This window comes from Mycobacterium sp. IS-1556 (genome assembly GCF_001499985.1).
Classification (GTDB): domain Bacteria; phylum Actinomycetota; class Actinomycetes; order Mycobacteriales; family Mycobacteriaceae; genus Mycobacterium.
Genome location: NZ_LQIM01000023.1, coordinates 368985 through 384295, shown reverse-complemented (window position 1 = coordinate 384295; position 15311 = coordinate 368985). Strand labels below are relative to the sequence as shown.

Genomic DNA, 15311 nt, shown 5'->3' with positions numbered 1-15311 from the left:
GTTCACCGCGATTCCCCGCGATGAGTTCTGACTTGTCTGGTAGTCGTAATCGGCATGACAACGACGGACGTGGCCACCACCACCACGCGCGACACCGCTGTGGACCTCGGCCTGCTGATCCTGCGGATCGGCATCGGCGCGGCGATTCTTCAGGCCGGCCTGATCAAGGCCTTCGACTTCAATACCGCGGTCGGCTTCATGGAGTCCGCCGGCTGGCGACTACCCGGTCTGGCGGCGCTCATGGTGACGACGGCCGAAACGCTCGGCGGCCTCGGCTTGATCGCCGGCGCGCTGACGCCGTTGGCGGCGTTCGCGGTGATCGCGGCGATGGTCGACGCATGGGCGGTCAATGTGTCGGCGATGGCCTTCTGGTCCGAACCGTTCAATGCGCCGTTCCTGATCGGCATCGGAGCGACAGCACTGTTGTTCCTCGGCGCCGGCGCGTACTCGGTCGATGCGAAGGTGCTCGGCAGAACTTTGTGGGGAACGCGCATAGCGGTAGGCCTGCTCATCGCGGCCTTGGCCGCGGCGGTCCTGACGTGGGTGGCGCTGCTCGGAACGAACCCGATCCACTTCACCGCCCCGAGCTAGAACGGTTCTCCGGCAAAAACCTACCCGCCGGTAAGATTGCCACGATTTTCCGAATCGTGACTCAAAGATTCCTTAGAGGTGACCCCTACTGTCGAGTACATGTGGATCGACGACACCAGTGCCGATGTCATCAAGGTTGACTTCGAGGCGCTCTACCACGGCGATGTCCTGGTAGAAGGCGATACCTCGGAGCAGCTCGACGACGAGCACCCCCTGCGCACCGCCGTCTGACCGAACGCGCGCCGAGGGGCCGCGCGTTCGCTCGGACGTTCGCTTACGCCACGTTCTCTTCCTCGTCGGCCAAAACCATCCCGCTCAGCCGATCCGTGATGATCTCCTCGGCTTCCTCGACGATGCGAGCAACCAGTTCCCCGCAAGTCGGGATGTCGTTGATCAGGCCCATCGCGGTGCCCACACTCCAGATGCCGGCGTCGAGATCGCCGACCTCGTAGACCTTCACGCCGCGCTTGCCCGCCACCAGATCCTTGACGTCCTCGAACTGACCGCCCCGGTTGAGAATCTCCACGACCTCGCGCGAGACCGCGTTGCTGGCCACACGCGCGGTGTTACGCAGCGGCCGGAAGATCAGCTCCGTGTCGAGCTCGGTGCCCGCGACGATCGCTTCCTTGACGTTCTGGTGAATCGCCGATTCGACGGTGCACATGAAGCGCGATCCCATGTTGATGCCGTCGGCGCCCAGCGCGAGCGCCGCGACCAGTCCGCGGCCGTCGGCGAATCCGCCCGAGGCGATCATCGGGATGTCGATCTTGGTCGATGCGGCCGGAATCAGCACCAGCCCCGGGATGTCGTCCTCACCGGGATGCCCGGCGCACTCGAACCCGTCGATGCTGATGCCGTCCACGCCCAGGCTCTGCGCTTTGACGGCGTGGCGCACCGAGGTGCACTTGTGCAGCACCTTGATGCCGTTGTCGTGGAACATCGGCAGGTGCGGAGCCGGGTTCGAGCCCGCGGTCTCCACGATCTTGATGCCGGAGTCGACGATCACCTGGCGGTACTCGTCGTAGGGCGGCGGGTTGATCGTCGGCAGAATCGTCAGGTTGACGCCGAACGGCTTGTCGGTCAGGTCGCGGCACTTGGCGATCTCCTTCGCCAAGTCGGCCGGCGTGGGCTGAGTCAGCGCGGTGATGAAACCGAGCGCGCCCGCATTCGCCACGGCCGCAACAAGTTCCGCGCGGCCGACCCACTGCATCCCGCCCTGCACGACGGGATGTTCAATGCCGAACGTCTCGGTGAACTTCGTCGTGATCGTCATCGCGGCGCCATCCTGATCGCGCCGTCCAGACGGATGACCTCACCGTTGAGCATCGGGTTCTCCACGATGTGCACGGCCAGCGCACCGTACTCGTCGGGATCGCCGAGGCGGGCCGGGTGCGGAACCTGCTTGCCCAGCGAGACCTGCGCCTCCTCGGGCAGCGAGCCCAGCAGCGGGGTCTTGAACAGACCCGGCGCGATGGTGCAGACGCGGATCAGATCACGGGACAGGTCACGCGCGATCGGCAGCGTCATGCCGACCACACCGCCTTTGGACGCCGAGTACGCGGCCTGACCGATCTGGCCCTCGAACGCCGCCACGGAGGCGGTGTTGACGATGACACCGCGCTCGCCGTCAACCGGCTCGGTCTTGGCGATGCGCTCCGCGGCGAGCCGCAGCACGTTGAACGTGCCGATCAAGTTGACCTCGATCACCTTCTTGAACCCGTCGAGCGGGAACGGACCGTCCTTCGAGAGCGTCTTGATCGCGTTGCCGATGCCCGCGCAGTTGACGTTGATGCGCAGGGGGCCCATCTTCTCGGCGGCGTCGAGCGCGGCGGCCACCGCGTCGGGGTCGGTCACGTTGGTCTCCACGAACTGGGCGCGATCGCCGAGTTCTTTGACAGCGTCCTCGCCCTTGAGGTCGATGACGACCACCGATGCGCCCTTGTCGAGTAGGCGCTTGGTGGTGGCCAGGCCGAGGCCCGAGGCTCCACCGGTGACGACGGCTACGGCGTCCTTGATCTCCACTTGAGGGTGTTCCTTTCTGTTCAGACCCAGTCTCGTAAGACGGCTTCGGTGTCGGCTCCGGCTTCGCCTGCTGGCGTCGGTGCGGCGGGCACGCTGCGGGAGAACCGCGGCGCGGGCATCGGCTGCAGATGGTCGCCGTCGCGATAGAAGGTGTTGCGCTCGGTGACGTGCGGCTCGGACTCCACCTCGGAGAACGACAGCACGGGTGTCACACAGGCATCGCTGTCGGCGAAGACCTTGGCCCAGTGGTCGCGGTCCTTGGCGCCGATGACCTCGCTGAACCGCTCGCGCAGCTCCGGCCAGCGGCTCACGTCGTTCTGGTCGGGCAAATCTTCACCGTCGATACCGAGGCCCTTGAGGAAAGCGGCATAGAACTGCGGTTCGATGCAGCCGACGGCGATGTAGCGGCCGTCGGCGCAGGTGTAGGTGTCGTAGTAGGGCGCCCCGCCGTCGAGGATGTTCACGCCACGCTGGTCGACCCAGAGGCCGTCCTGCAGGAAGCCCCAGATCATCTGCGCCAGCACGCTGGAACCGTCGATCATCGCGGCGTCGACCACCTGGCCCTTACCCGACGTCTGCCGTTCGAACAACGCGGACAGGATGCCGACGAGCAGGAACATCGAGCCGCCGCCGAAGTCGCCGGTCAGGTTCAGCGGCGGGACGGGCCGCTCCCCCGCCCGACCGATCGAATGCAGCACGCCGTTGAGCGAGATGTAGTTGATGTCGTGGCCGGCCTGCAGGCGGCGGGGCCCGGTCTGGCCCCAGCCGGTCATGCGCCCGTAGATCAGCCGCTCGTTGACTTTCGCGCAGTCCTCCGGGCCCAGTCCGAGTCGCTCGGTCACACCCGGGCGCAGCCCCTCGATCAGCACGTCGGCCTTGGCGACGAGCCGCAGCACGAGTTCGCGACCCTCATCGCTCTTGAGGTCGGCGGCGACAGAACGCCGGTTGCGCAGCGTGGCCTCGCGCTTGCTGGTCGGAACCCCGCCGAGCTTGCCCGGCCGTTCGACGCGCACGACGTCCGCACCGAGGTCACCGAGAATCATCGCGGCGTGCGGCCCGGGCCCGATGCTCGCGAGTTCGATGACCCGCAGTCCGTGCAGTGGTCCCGCCATGCTCAACCGCCTTCCGTCCGGGCGAACGCCTCGATCGCCGACATAGCTTACTTGTATAACCAAGTCGTCCGGTTCTAGGGTGCAGCCATGACAACCCTCGATTCGGGCGCACCCACATATACCGGAATTGACGCACTGTCGGTCGACCTCACCGACGGTGTGCTCGCGGTGACGCTGAATCGGCCGGACAGCCTCAATTCGCTGACCCAACCGATGCTCGCGACCATCGCGGACACCCTGAACCAGGCGGCGTCCGACTCGAGGGTCAAGGTCGTGCGGCTTGGCGGGGCCGGCCGCGGATTCTGTTCGGGCGCAGGCATCAGCGAAGAGGACCACGCCAATCCGGGCGCGAACGGAACACCGGCCGACGTGCTCGATGCCGCCAACCGCGCGGTTCGGGCCATCGTGAACCTGCCGCAACCGGTGGTGGCCGCGGTGCACGGCCCGGCGGCCGGTGTCGGGGTATCGCTGGCGTTGGCCTCCGACGTCGTATTGGCTTCGGAGAAGGCGTTTTTCATGCTGGCGTTCACCAAGATCGGCCTGATGCCCGACGGCGGCGCATCGGCGCTGATCGCCGCGGCGATCGGGCGCATCCGCGCGACCCGGATGGCGCTGCTGGCCGAACGCATCCCGGCCGACCAGGCCTACGACTGGGGTCTGGTGACCGCGGTCTACCCCGCCGACGAGTTCGACTCCGAGGTCGACAAGGTCATCGCGACGCTCAAGTCCGGTCCCGCGGTCGCACTGCGCAAGACCAAGCACGCGATCAACGCCGCCACGCTCACCGAGTTCGAAGGCGCACTGGAACGCGAAAAGCAGGGCCAGTTGTCGCTTCTCGATTCGCACGACTTCCGCGAAGGCACCAAGGCCTTCCAGCAGCGCAGGCAAGCCAACTTCTCCGACTTCTAACCCTTGTAAGGGCGAACAGACGCAAACTGTCCGGATTCGCGGCGGTTTTTGGGCACTTCGCGTCTGCTCGCGCCGAGAAAATCGGTGGACTCGGTGCCCGCGCATCGGCAACCATCGACGGGTGAGTACGCAGTTCGACATCCAACAGCCGGTGCACAACACCGGCGGCTGGCGTGTGCTCGCACCGTTCCGGATTCGCGAGTACCGCCTGCTGATCGCGGCGGTCTCACTGTCGATCTTCGCCGACGGCATGTTCGCGGTCGTGTTGGCCATGCAGGTCATCGCACTCGACAACGATCCCGTATCGCTGTCGATCGTGACGACGTGCTTCGCCGCCGCCCTGGTCGCCTTCGTGTTGATCGGCGGGATTGCCGCCGACCGGTTCCACCAACGCGCGATCATCATCGCGGTCGAGACGGTCAACGTGCTCGCCTCGTCGGCGATCGCGGTGCTGGGACTGCTTGGTGCTCTGCAGATCTGGCACTTGGCGGTGGGCGCGGCGGCCCTGGGCACCGCGGCGGCGTTCTTCTTCCCCGCCTACAGCGCGATCCTGCCGCGGATTTTGCCGCCGGAGCAGTTGCTCGCGGCCAACGGTGTCGAAGGCGTGGTGCGTCCGGTCTTCCAGCGGGCGGTGGGTCCGGCCGTCGCGGGTGTGCTCGTCGGTGCGACGTTCCCCGCGCTGGGCGCCGTGGCGGTGGCCGTGCTGTTCGCCGTCGGCCTGGTGCTGCTCATCGCGACCCGGCCGGCCATGAAAACCCCTGCACCACAAGAGCACCCGCATGTGTTGCGTGATCTGCGCGACGGCTTCGTGTTCGTACTCGGAACCCCGTGGTTGTTGTGGACACTGCTGTTCGCGAGCATTTTCGTGCTGGTGGTGCTGGGGCCGATCGAGGTGTTGCTGCCATTCATCGCCAAGGACCGCTTCGCCGACGGGGCACGGATGTACGGGTTCATTCTCGCGTTCTTCGGTGTGGGCAGCGCCCTCGGCGCGCTGACGGTGTCGTCGGGCCGGATGCCGCGGCGATATCTGTCGGTGATGCTGGCGATGTGGAGTCTCGGCGCCATTCCGCTCATCGTGTTCGGCTTCACCACGTCGTTCCCGGTGATGGCGGCCGCGACGTTCGTCATCGGGTTCACTGACGGCGCGGGCATGGTCATCTGGGGCACGCTGCTACAGCGACGGGTGCCGACGGCGATGCTGGGCCGCGTGTCGAGCCTGGACTTCTTCGTCTCGCTGGCGTTCATGCCGGTGTCGTTCGCGATCATGGGTCCGCTGTCGAAAGTCGTGTCGATGCAGACGATTTTCCTCGTCGCCGGCATCGTCCCCGTGCTGGTGGCGGCGGTCGCGGTGGGGGCGGCCGGGATGCGTCGCGACGAGTTGGCCCACCCGTTGCGCTGAACTAGACGCCGAAGATCGGCGGCAGCGCGAGCACCATGACCAACCCCCAGAAGAAGTGGGTGAGCATCGGTGCGAGTATGCCGCCGGTCGCTCGGCGTTCCAGCGCGCAGACCGTGCCGAGAATGATCGCGGCGAAGCCGAGCATCGGGTTGCCGGTGGTGGCCGACGTCGCGATGACATAAAGCACGGTCGAGATCAACGCGGGGTGAAAACGGCCCAGCGCCGTGTACATCGCGCCGCGGAAGAACATCTCCTCGGCCACACCGTTGACCACGGTGATGAAGACCACCAGCGCCAGTGGCCCGTAATCGGCGAATTCCAGTACCCGGGTGATGTATTCGCGTACGCCGGGAATCTCGCGCGCGATCAGACCGCCGATGACGAACGCCGCGCCCAACGCCAACCCGACGCCGGTGCCGGTGATCACGGGCCGCTGGTTTCGGCCGCGGAACCTCACGCAGCCCAGGTGCAGGGGTCCGGACAGGACGGCGCCGACGGCCCACACCCCCGCCAGCGCCAGCGTCAGCCAGTAGAACGAGTCGTCACCGGGCGGCCGGGTCAGCGAATAGCCCAGCAGCGCAGCGCCGATCACCAGCACGACCGCGACCACGATCCGCCTGCGCCTGATGACTGCGGGCGGTTCGTGGTGCGGAACGGCGACGGTGGTCGCGATCTCGCGGATCTCCTGCAGGAGTCCGGCGCGCGGCTGCGTCTCCGTCATGCCGGGCTCGCCTTCGGCACCAGGTTGAGAAGCGTATCGAGCCCCGTGCGGACCACTCCGGCTACCGGTCCGGGAACGCCGCCGATGAGTCCGAGCGCGGGCCGGACGATTCCGGGTGTCACCGCGCCGGCCATCTGCTTGAGGCGCAGTGTGTCTCCGCCGGCCCAGTCGGGGTCGGTGTCGGCGAGGTGGTGCGGGTCGGTGAGCTCGTCGACGGGTTTGCGCCGACGACTGCCCAGGGACCGCCTGATCGCATCGTCGATCCCGACCAATCCGCCCGGCGGGTCGGGCACGTGCTCGCGCAGCCGCGTTTCCGAGGCGATCATCGGATGGTCAAGGGACTGAACCAGATCCGCCGCCAGCCCGCCCGGCACGGGCAACACCACCGCCGTCACCCACGACACCAGCCCGGTGTCGACGCCGTCGACCGGCAGTTCGGCCCGCCACTTGCCGGATATCCGCGCATAGGTCCGAAGCAACTCGGCGTATGACGTCGTTTCCGCGCCGGTGATGTCGTAGGCCCCCGCGGGCACGCGATCGCTGTCCGCGGCGGCGATGAGGTAGTGCAGAACGTCGCAGATCGAGATCGGGTCGATCGGGTTCGACGACCACGACGGCAGCGGAAACACCACGAACCGGTCGCCGACGTAGCGCAGCATCTCGAACGACGTCGACCCTGCCCCGATGATGATCGCCGCGCCCAGCCACACCACATCGGCACCGCCGTCAATGTGCAGCGCTTCGGCCACTTCGGCGCGGCTGCTCAGGTGCTCGGACAGATCGTCGCCATCCGGCACGAACCCGCCCAGGTACACGATCCGCCGGACACCGGCGTCCTTGGCGGCCCGCGCCACGTTGGCCGCCGCCCGGTTGTCCGCGTCCCGGAAGTCGGGTTCCCCGATGCCGTGCACAAGGTAGTAGAGGACATCGACGGGCCCGGCGTCGGCGAATGCCGACCGCGCCGAGGCCTCGTCGTGCGCGTCCAACTCGACGGCGGTGACGCGGTCCTGCCAACCGAAATCGGCCAATCTGTCGCGGTTTCGGCTCGCCGCCACGACGTCATGCCCCTCCGACAGCAGGGCGTCGACGAGCCGGGAGCCGACATAACCGGTCGCGCCGGTCACCAGGGTGCGCACACGTTTCACGGTACGGCTGTACCCGGATCGGTCCCGACGGAATCTAGGCCGTCGCGTCGCGGTGCAGATCGATGAGCCGCTGATACACCTGCGCGTTGTGCCGGTTGTGGGCGACCTCGGCGTCGCTCAGGTCGCGTCGCACCTTGCCCGGGACGCCCGCGACCAGTGAGCGCGGCGGCACCACGAATCCCTGAGGCACCACCGCGCCCGCGGCGATGAGCGAGCCCTGGCCGATCGTCGCGCCGTTGAGGATGACCGCGCCCATGCCGATGAGCGCTCCGTCTTCGACGACGCAGCCGTGCAGGACGGCGTTGTGCCCGACGCTGACCTCCGCGCCGATGCTGACCGGGAACTCCGGATCGACGTGGATGGTCACGCCGTCCTGGATGTTGGTGCCGAAGCCGATGTCGACGGGTTCGGCCTCCGCGCGCAGCGTCGCGCCGTACCAGACGCTGGCCCGTGCGGCGAGCGTCACCTGACCGATCAGGCTCGCGTTCGGCGCCGCCCACGCTTCAGCGTGCAGCGACGGTGTGCGGCCACGAATGGAGACGATCAGCGGCTCAGGCATGCGCGTCATCGTATTCACCGGCCGTTGGCCGACGAGACAGCAGCGTGTGGGGAGATCGGCAATGCGCAGGTCAGACGCTTGCGGCGAACGTTTGGCGAGGTGAGGACTTTGGCACTGGCGCGGCCGTGCCTCTAACATCCCTTGCGACCTGTCTAGCCGAGGAGCCGCAAGTGAAGACCCGCACCCGCAAAGCCATCGGTGCCACGGCCGGGATCGCCGCGATGGCGCTCTCGGTGCCGCTGGCCGTCACCGCATACGCCGATCCGCCCGCGCCCGAGCAGCCGGCCGAGCCGACCACCACCGCGGTGATCGAGATCCCGAATCCGGAGGGGTCGGGCTGCGACGCGTTCAAGGAGGCGGTGCCCGACTGGAAATCGCTGAACGCCCTGCCGGTCGGACAGGCGCTGCAAGCCATCCCGGACGCCAGCACCTTCTACTCCGCGATCTCGGGTGGGTTCAACCCCGCGGTCAACGTCGTGCCGGTCCTGGAGAACGGCCCGTACGTGGTGTTCGCGCCGACGAACGAGGCGTTCGCGGCGCTGCCGCCTGCTCAACTGGACGCGCTGAAGGCGAACCCCGCCGCGCTGACGGACCTCGTCTATTACCACGTGTTCCTCGGGGTCCTCGGCCCCAAGGACGTCGAGGGTCAGCGGCCCACCCAGCAGGGTGCGGAGATCAAGGTGACCGGTGAGAACGCCGACATCGAGATCAACGACACCGCGAAGGTGGTCTGCGGTGGGATCCAGGCGGCCAACGCCCGGATCTACCTGATCGACACGGTGCTCGACCCGGCCAAGGCACCGGCGGCGGCCACGCCGTCCGCGACGTCGACCACCACGACTACGACGACCACGACCACTGCGGCGACGACCGAGCCGACCGAGCCGACGCCGGCCGCAGACGCGCCGATCGGCTGACGCTCTTCGCGATTTCGGTGTAGTTGGTTGCGCCCACCGCAACCAACTACACCGAATCGGCTTGTCTTATACGCCCAAGTCGCGGCCGATGATCTCCTTCATGATCTCGGTGGTACCGCCGAAGATCGTCTGGATGCGTCCGTCGACGTAGGCCCGCGCCACGCGGTACTCCATCATGTAGCCGTAGCCGCCGTGCAGCTGCACGCAGCTGTCGACCACCTTCTTGGCGACCTCGGTGGCCCACCACTTGGCCTTGGCCGCCTCGACCGCGGTGAGCTCACCGTCGACGACGGCGCGCAGGCAGCGGTCGATGTAGTTCTCGGTGACCTCGAGCTCGGTGTCCATCTCGGCGAGCAGGAACCGGTTGTGCTGGAAGCTGCCGATCGGCTGGCCGAATGCCTTGCGGTCCTTGGCATATTGCAGCGTCTCCTCCCAGACCGCGCGGGCCCCGGCGATCGCCGAGATCGCGATCGACAACCGTTCCGACGGCAGGTTGGTCATCAGGTGGTAGAAGCCGCGGCCTTCCTTGCCCAGCACGTTGGCGGCGGGCACCCGGACGTTCTCGAAGTGCAGCTCCGAGGTGTCCTGCGAGTGCAGACCCATCTTGTCGAGCTTGCGGCCGCGGCTGAAGCCCTCCATGTCGCGCTCGACGACCAGCAGCGTGAAGCCCTTGTGGCCGGCTTCGGGATCGGTGCGGGCCACCACCACGCAGAGGTCGCAGTTGATGCCCGACGAGATGAATGTCTTGGAGCCGTTGACAATCCAGTCGTCACCGTCACGCACCGCGGAGGTGCGGATGCCGGCCAGGTCGCTGCCCGCGCCGGGCTCGGTCATCGCGACCGCGATGATGGTCTCCCCGCTGGTGATGCCGGGCAGCCAGCGCTGCTTCTGCTCGTCGTTGGTCAGGTCCTTGAAGTACGGCCCGACGACGTCGTTGTGCAGGCTCAGCGCCGGTCCGTGTGCGCCGGAGCGGGCCATCTCCTCGTCGATGATCGCGTTGAACCGGAAGTCGTCGGAGCCGCCGCCGCCGTATTCCTCGGGCATGTTGAACCCGATGAGCCCGTATTTGCCTGCTGCGGTGTACGCCGACCGGTCGACGATGCGCTCGGTCTCCCACTTCTCCTGATTGGGAATGAGTTCGCGTTCGATGTACTCCCGCACGGTTTCCCGGAACGCCTCGTGCTCGGCGTCGTAGATAGCTCTCTTCACTTGGTCACTTGGCCTTCCAAACAGGCTGGCGCTTCTCGGCGAAGGCCAGCGGTCCTTCTTTGGCGTCCTCGGAACGGATCACGGTCCCGATTTCACGCATGGTCCTCGTCCACCCGGCTTCGTCGCCGGTGATGACGCCGTCGTCGACGCCCATCGCCACCCGCTTGCTCGCCCACACCGCAAGCGGCGCATTGCAGGTGATCCGTTCGGCGAGCGCAAGTGCCGCGTCGACCGCGGTCCCGTCGGGAACCACCTGGTTGATGAGGCCCCACTTGAGCGCGTCGGCCGACGACATCGGCTCGCCGGTGAACAGCAGCTCCATCGCGACCTTGCGGGGAAGATGGTCGACGATGCGGAACACGCCGCCCGCTGCGGCGATGAGCCCCCGCTTCACCTCGGGCAGACCGAATTTCGCGCGCTCCTCGGCGACCACCAGATCACTGGCAAGCGCGAGTTCGGTGCCGCCGCCCAACGCGGTGCCGTTGACCGCAGCGATGGTCGGTTTGTCGATGTAATGGTGCACGTAGCCTGCGAAGCCCCACTCACCGTGCTCGGGGTGGAAGAGATTTTCCCGCCGCGAGATGGCCTTGAGATCGGCTCCGGCGCAAAAGGACTCACCTGCTCCGGTGATCACCACCGCGCGAACCTCGGGGTCGTCCTGCGCCTCCTGCAGAGCGTCGCCCACCGCGGTGCTCACCGCGCTGTTGACGGCGTTGCGGGCCTCCGGCCGGTTGAGGGTGATCACCAGGACGTTGCCCCGCCGCTCGGTCAGAGCGGCGGGGACCGCAACGTCGGACGGCACAGATGTCACAGCAGTTCGATGATGGTGGCGTTTGCCTGGCCGCCACCCTCGCACATGGTCTGCAAGCCGTACTGAATTCCCTTGTCGCGCATGTGGTACAGCATCGTGGTCATGATGCGGGCGCCGGAGCCGCCCAGCGGGTGGCCGATCGCGATCGCGCCGCCGTTGGGATTGAGCTTCTTCTCGTCGGCACCGATGTCCTTCAGCCACGCCATCGGAACCGGGGCGAACGCCTCGTTGACCTCGAACACGCCGATGTCCTCGAGACGCAGGCCCGAGCGCTTGAGCGCCTTCTGGGTGGCGGGGATCGGCGCGGTCAGCATGATCACCGGATCGGCACCGGCCAGTACGGCGGTGTGCACCTTGGCGATCGGCTTGAGACCCAGCTCGGCGGCCTTCTCGGCGGACATGAACAGCAGCGCGGCCGAGCCGTCGGAAATCTGCGACGAGTTGCCGGCGTGGATCACGCCGTCCTCGCGGAACGCGGGCTTGAGCTGACCCATCTTCTCGATGGTGGTGCCGCGGCGGATGCCCTCGTCCTTGAGAACCGGATTACCGTCCTGGTCCTTGATCGCGACGATCTGATCGTCGAACGCACCGGAATCCTGTGCGGCAGCTGCCTTCTCGTGCGAGCCGAGGGAGAACTCGTCGAGCATGGTGCGGTCGAGGCCCCACTGCTCGGCGATCATCTCGGCGCCGATGCCCTGGTTCGGGGTCTGGCTGTAGCGGTCCTTGAAGCTCTGGGGATACGGGTTGCCGCCGCTGGCCAGCGACGCGCCCATCGGAGTGCGCGACATCGACTCCACACCGCCCGCGACGACGACGTCGTAGTGGCCGGCGATCACCCCGGCGGCGGCGAAGTGGATGGACTGCTGGCTCGACCCGCACTGGCGGTCGACCGTCACACCGGGCACGCTCTCGGGCCAGCCCGCCGCCAGCAGTGCGGTTCGGCCGATGTCGAGGGCCTGCTCGCCGGCCTGCATGACGCAGCCCCAGATCACGTCCTCGACGAGCGCCGGGTCGACCCCGGCCCGCTCCACCAGACCATTGAGGACCTGCGCGGACAGTTCGGCAGGATGCACACCGGACAGTCCTCCGTTGCGCTTGCCGACGGGCGACCGCACTGCCTCGACGATGACGGCTTCAGCCATGGAACAACTCCTTCGAAAGGTTTGGTGGGATCTCCCACAAAGGTCCACCATCGAACGTAGAGGAACAAAGTTTACTAGGTCAACCTACTGGTTGGTAGGCTGCGACGCATCCAGGCGCCCGCGGCGCCAACCTCCCGCTCTTTATCGCACATGGTTTACTGAGTTGCATAGCTGGACAACCGGCCAGTGGCAACGTCGTGGGAGTGGGAGTGGCTCGAAATACACCGCTGGCGCCGATGATCGGCCCGGACGGCGTCGGCGCCGGCACAGCGGTCCGGTCCCCGAAGACGGCCGAGCTCGTCGCGGGAACACTGCGCCGGATGGTGGTCGACGGGCAGCTCAAGGACGGCGACTTCCTCCCCAACGAAGCCGAACTGATGGCGCACTTCGGGGTGAGCAGGCCGACCTTGCGAGAGGCGGTGCGGGTCCTGGAGTCCGAGCGGCTCGTCGAGGTCCGCCGCGGCTCTCGCACCGGCGCCCGCGTCCGGGTGCCCGGCCCCGAGATCGTGGCCCGTCCCGCCGGCCTGCTGCTCGAACTGTCCGGCGCGACCATCGCAGACGTGATGACGGCCCGGTCCGGGATCGAGCCGATGGCGGTGCGGCTGCTGGCGGAATCGGGATCGGCCGAGGCGTTCGACGAGCTCGACAAGATGCTCGAAGAGCATGTGCCCTCCGGCTGGCAGCACGACACCCTGGCCGAGACCACCGGCGACTTCCACCTCCGTGTCGTCGAATTGTCGGGCAACGCCACGCTGAGCATCATCGCGGGGATGCTGCAAGAGATCACCGTGCGGCACAACGCTTTTCTGTTCAAGGAACGACGCCCCGTCTCCAAAGCCGATTACGACAAGCTGATGCGGTCGTATCGAAAGCTGATGCAGCTGTTGCGATCCGGAGACGGCGTGGCCGCCGAGGCTCATTGGCGCAAGCATCTGGACACCGCGCGCGATCTGCTCCTGCAGGGACTCGAGGACGTCAAAGTCCGCGACGTCATGGGCTGATCGTCGTCTCCCTCTGCCAGGTCACCTGCACCGGCACGGTGTCGTCCCACGGCTGCCGCGTCACCACATCGGCGACCTTGAAGTAGCCGCGCTCGAATTCGCCGGTGGCGGCGTCGACCAAGCGGTACTGCTGGGTCTGTCGGTGTATCGGTTGCCCGTCGATCAGCACCACCCGTACCTCGCCGGGTTCGAACTGGCAGCGCTTCTGCAATGCCGCGATCAGCTGTTCGTTGTGCATGTGACCGTCGCCGAAGTTCCACCCGATCGCCGTGCTGCAGATGCGCTCTCCGTCGGTGAGCACGTAGTCGTCTTCGTTGTGACCCGCCATCGCGCGGTGCGCGAGCGTGAACATCGCGCGGCCGTGAGTGTTGAAGGCGCGGAACGCATATCCCATGTACAGGTACATCTGCGCGGTTTCCGGGCTGCCGTAGTACCGCTCCATCTGCGCCTGCGGCATGCTCGCGATCGAGACGACGTTCTGTTCGATCTTCGCCGAGGCCGACGGTTTGACGCACCACAGCCCGGTGTCCCAGTTGCCCGCGTAATACCGCATGCCGGGCAGGAAGGACACCTTGCGCGGGTACAGGTTTCCGATCACCACGGTGCCCGCGACGACGACGAACAACACGATCGGCCACGGACTCTGCAGATCGCCCAGGCCGATGCCGGCGTGCCCGACGAACAGCGCCAGCACCGAGAACATCATGAAGACGTTCCACTCCAGCGGCACACCCATCGGGATCGACGACAGGATGCCGAAGTGGAACACCAGCATCACGAACGCGGCGATGTACGTCGGCCAGCCTCCGTTGGAGAAGAACAGCACGAGCGGGACCAGTCCTTCGATCGCCGTGCTGAAATGCGCCAGCCAACGTGATAACCGGCCCGGCCGCAGATCGTCCGGAAAGTGTTCGAAGAACTTGCGTTTGATCCACTTGGGCCGGAACACCGGATTGTTGCTCATCATCGTCGAGATGACGAACGGGAAGTGCTTGTTGAGCTTCGACGTCGCGGCGCCGAGCCAGATCGTCAGGCACACGAGTTTGGCCGCGATGATGATGTCGGGACCGGCGAACAAGAAGCACGCCGCCAGACTCGCGTACACCTCGCCGCGAGCGGCCAGGAAGATCACCTTGTCGCGCAGGGCCAGCACGGCGAGCACTCCGAGGATCGCCCAGATCTGCCACACGGGAAGCACACCGACCGTCGTTCCGAGTTCGGGGATCGGTCCGGTGCCGTCGGAGAACAGCGCCACGACGAGCAGCACCAGCAGAGCGGCGTAGAGCAGCGCGTCGAACGGTGTGCGGGTGTCCCCTCTGGTCAGCGGGACGCGGTTCGGCCACGGTGGTAGCCGGATCGTATTCGGCCGCAACCAGTACAGGATCGAGCCCATCGGCGGAAAGAACCGGTTGTTGAGCGGCCCGAAGCCGCAGCCGAGGCCGACGACCTCGAACAGGATCGTGTACAGCACGACCTTCTCGAACACGATCGGCTCGTCGTACCAGGAGGTGACGTCGGTGAATCCGTCGATCCCGGTGGTGGTGAGCGCGACCAGCCATGCGCCCAGGATGTAGAGCAGAATCTTGACGACGTAGAACAGGTGTAGGACGACCGGCGTCCCGAACCCCACCTCGGCCCAGTGCCGGGCCATAGGCACGATTTTCTCGGCGCGGGTGCCCTTGCTCCATTCCTCGAAGTCGACGACGGGCGCTTCCTGCTTCAAGAACCCCATGGCATCACAGATTAGAACGTGTTCTAGCTAGGCAGGTACCG

Annotated in this window: 16 protein-coding genes; 6 read left to right on the top strand and 10 right to left on the bottom strand. The window is 66.7% G+C overall.

Features of this window, described 5'->3' with window-relative positions:
* Window positions 1-54 precede the first annotated feature (54 nt).
* Window positions 55-591 carry a DoxX family protein gene (locus AU187_RS15540; protein ID WP_059097916.1) on the top strand — a complete coding sequence of 179 codons (537 nt, stop codon included), beginning with the start codon at window positions 55-57 and terminating at the stop codon, window positions 589-591.
* Window positions 592-669: 78 nt separating this feature from the next.
* A complete protein-coding gene (locus tag AU187_RS25485) occupies window positions 670-822 on the top strand; it encodes a hypothetical protein (RefSeq protein ID WP_165606474.1) in 153 nt (50 codons plus the stop codon).
* 43 nt (window positions 823-865) lie between these two features.
* Here AU187_RS25485 and AU187_RS15535 read toward each other — a convergent pair whose 3' ends face one another.
* The 3 genes from AU187_RS15535 to AU187_RS15525 are packed head-to-tail and all read right to left on the bottom strand — an operon-like array spanning window position 866 to window position 3725.
* On the bottom strand, window positions 866-1864 hold the full coding sequence (locus AU187_RS15535; RefSeq protein ID WP_059097917.1) for an NAD(P)H-dependent flavin oxidoreductase: 999 nt from the start codon (window positions 1862-1864) through the stop codon (window positions 866-868).
* Window positions 1861-2613 carry a 3-hydroxyacyl-CoA dehydrogenase gene (locus tag AU187_RS15530; RefSeq protein WP_059097918.1) on the bottom strand — a complete coding sequence of 251 codons (753 nt, stop codon included), beginning with the start codon at window positions 2611-2613 and terminating at the stop codon, window positions 1861-1863. Before AU187_RS15530 ends, AU187_RS15535 begins: the two co-directional genes overlap by 4 nt.
* 20 nt (window positions 2614-2633) lie before the next feature.
* Window positions 2634-3725 (bottom strand): CaiB/BaiF CoA transferase family protein, encoded by a 1092-nt coding sequence (locus tag AU187_RS15525; protein WP_059097919.1) that lies wholly within the window; start codon window positions 3723-3725, stop codon window positions 2634-2636.
* An 87-nt stretch (window positions 3726-3812) separates the two neighbouring features.
* Here AU187_RS15525 and AU187_RS15520 point away from each other — a divergent pair, with 87 nt between their 5' ends.
* The gene (locus AU187_RS15520) at window positions 3813-4634 is read left to right on the top strand and encodes an enoyl-CoA hydratase (RefSeq protein ID WP_059166908.1); all 822 of its coding nucleotides are present in this window, start codon (window positions 3813-3815) and stop codon (window positions 4632-4634) included.
* A gap of 151 nt (window positions 4635-4785) precedes the next feature.
* A complete protein-coding gene (tet(V), locus tag AU187_RS15515) occupies window positions 4786-6033 on the top strand; it encodes a tetracycline efflux MFS transporter Tet(V) (protein WP_172800281.1) in 1248 nt (415 codons plus the stop codon).
* Window position 6034: 1 nt separating this feature from the next.
* On the opposite strand, the gene AU187_RS15510 is transcribed toward tet(V), so the two are convergent.
* From AU187_RS15510 to AU187_RS15500, 3 genes are read right to left on the bottom strand one after another with little or no spacing between them, the layout of a single operon-like run.
* A complete protein-coding gene (locus tag AU187_RS15510; protein WP_059097922.1) occupies window positions 6035-6754 on the bottom strand; it encodes a CPBP family intramembrane glutamic endopeptidase in 720 nt (239 codons plus the stop codon).
* The gene (locus AU187_RS15505) at window positions 6751-7899 is read right to left on the bottom strand and encodes an NAD(P)H-binding protein (RefSeq protein WP_059097923.1); all 1149 of its coding nucleotides are present in this window, start codon (window positions 7897-7899) and stop codon (window positions 6751-6753) included. Before AU187_RS15505 ends, AU187_RS15510 begins: the two co-directional genes overlap by 4 nt.
* A gap of 34 nt (window positions 7900-7933) precedes the next feature.
* Window positions 7934-8458 carry a gamma carbonic anhydrase family protein gene (locus AU187_RS15500; protein WP_059098400.1) on the bottom strand — a complete coding sequence of 175 codons (525 nt, stop codon included), beginning with the start codon at window positions 8456-8458 and terminating at the stop codon, window positions 7934-7936.
* Between the two features lie 170 nt (window positions 8459-8628).
* On the opposite strand from AU187_RS15500, the gene AU187_RS15495 reads away from it, so the two are divergent.
* Entirely contained in the window at window positions 8629-9375 is a 747-nt protein-coding gene (locus tag AU187_RS15495; RefSeq protein ID WP_059097924.1) for a fasciclin domain-containing protein, read from the top strand.
* 66 nt (window positions 9376-9441) lie between these two features.
* On the opposite strand, the gene AU187_RS15490 is transcribed toward AU187_RS15495, so the two are convergent.
* The 3 genes from AU187_RS15490 to AU187_RS15480 are packed head-to-tail and all read right to left on the bottom strand — an operon-like array spanning window position 9442 to window position 12537.
* The gene (locus tag AU187_RS15490; RefSeq protein WP_059097925.1) at window positions 9442-10584 is read right to left on the bottom strand and encodes an acyl-CoA dehydrogenase family protein; all 1143 of its coding nucleotides are present in this window, start codon (window positions 10582-10584) and stop codon (window positions 9442-9444) included.
* 4 nt (window positions 10585-10588) lie between these two features.
* Window positions 10589-11386 (bottom strand): crotonase/enoyl-CoA hydratase family protein, encoded by a 798-nt coding sequence (locus AU187_RS15485; protein WP_059097926.1) that lies wholly within the window; start codon window positions 11384-11386, stop codon window positions 10589-10591.
* Window positions 11387-11391: 5 nt separating this feature from the next.
* Complete coding sequence (locus AU187_RS15480) at window positions 11392-12537, bottom strand: thiolase family protein (RefSeq protein WP_059097927.1); 1146 nt, start codon at window positions 12535-12537, stop codon at window positions 11392-11394.
* A 209-nt stretch (window positions 12538-12746) separates the two neighbouring features.
* On the opposite strand from AU187_RS15480, the gene AU187_RS15475 reads away from it, so the two are divergent.
* Window positions 12747-13538 (top strand): FadR/GntR family transcriptional regulator, encoded by a 792-nt coding sequence (locus AU187_RS15475; RefSeq protein WP_059097928.1) that lies wholly within the window; start codon window positions 12747-12749, stop codon window positions 13536-13538.
* Here the strand turns inward: AU187_RS15475 and AU187_RS15470 are convergent.
* Window positions 13528-15270, bottom strand: a complete 1743-nt coding sequence (locus AU187_RS15470) for a DUF3556 domain-containing protein (RefSeq protein WP_059097929.1) — start codon at window positions 15268-15270, stop codon at window positions 13528-13530. The genes AU187_RS15475 and AU187_RS15470 overlap by 11 nt on opposite strands.
* Window positions 15271-15311: the final 41 nt, after the last annotated feature.

Coding starts and splice junctions, on each gene's coding strand:
- AU187_RS15510 (WP_059097922.1), bottom strand. CDS start 6,754: ATGACGGAGACGCAGCCGCGCGCCGGACTCCTGCAGGAGATCCGCGAG.
- AU187_RS15480 (WP_059097927.1), bottom strand. CDS start 12,537: ATGGCTGAAGCCGTCATCGTCGAGGCAGTGCGGTCGCCCGTCGGCAAG.
- AU187_RS15540 (WP_059097916.1), top strand. CDS start 55: ATGACAACGACGGACGTGGCCACCACCACCACGCGCGACACCGCTGTG.
- AU187_RS15535 (WP_059097917.1), bottom strand. CDS start 1,864: ATGACGATCACGACGAAGTTCACCGAGACGTTCGGCATTGAACATCCC.
- AU187_RS15500 (WP_059098400.1), bottom strand. CDS start 8,458: ATGCCTGAGCCGCTGATCGTCTCCATTCGTGGCCGCACACCGTCGCTG.
- AU187_RS15525 (WP_059097919.1), bottom strand. CDS start 3,725: ATGGCGGGACCACTGCACGGACTGCGGGTCATCGAACTCGCGAGCATC.
- AU187_RS15470 (WP_059097929.1), bottom strand. CDS start 15,270: ATGGGGTTCTTGAAGCAGGAAGCGCCCGTCGTCGACTTCGAGGAATGG.
- AU187_RS15520 (WP_059166908.1), top strand. CDS start 3,813: ATGACAACCCTCGATTCGGGCGCACCCACATATACCGGAATTGACGCA.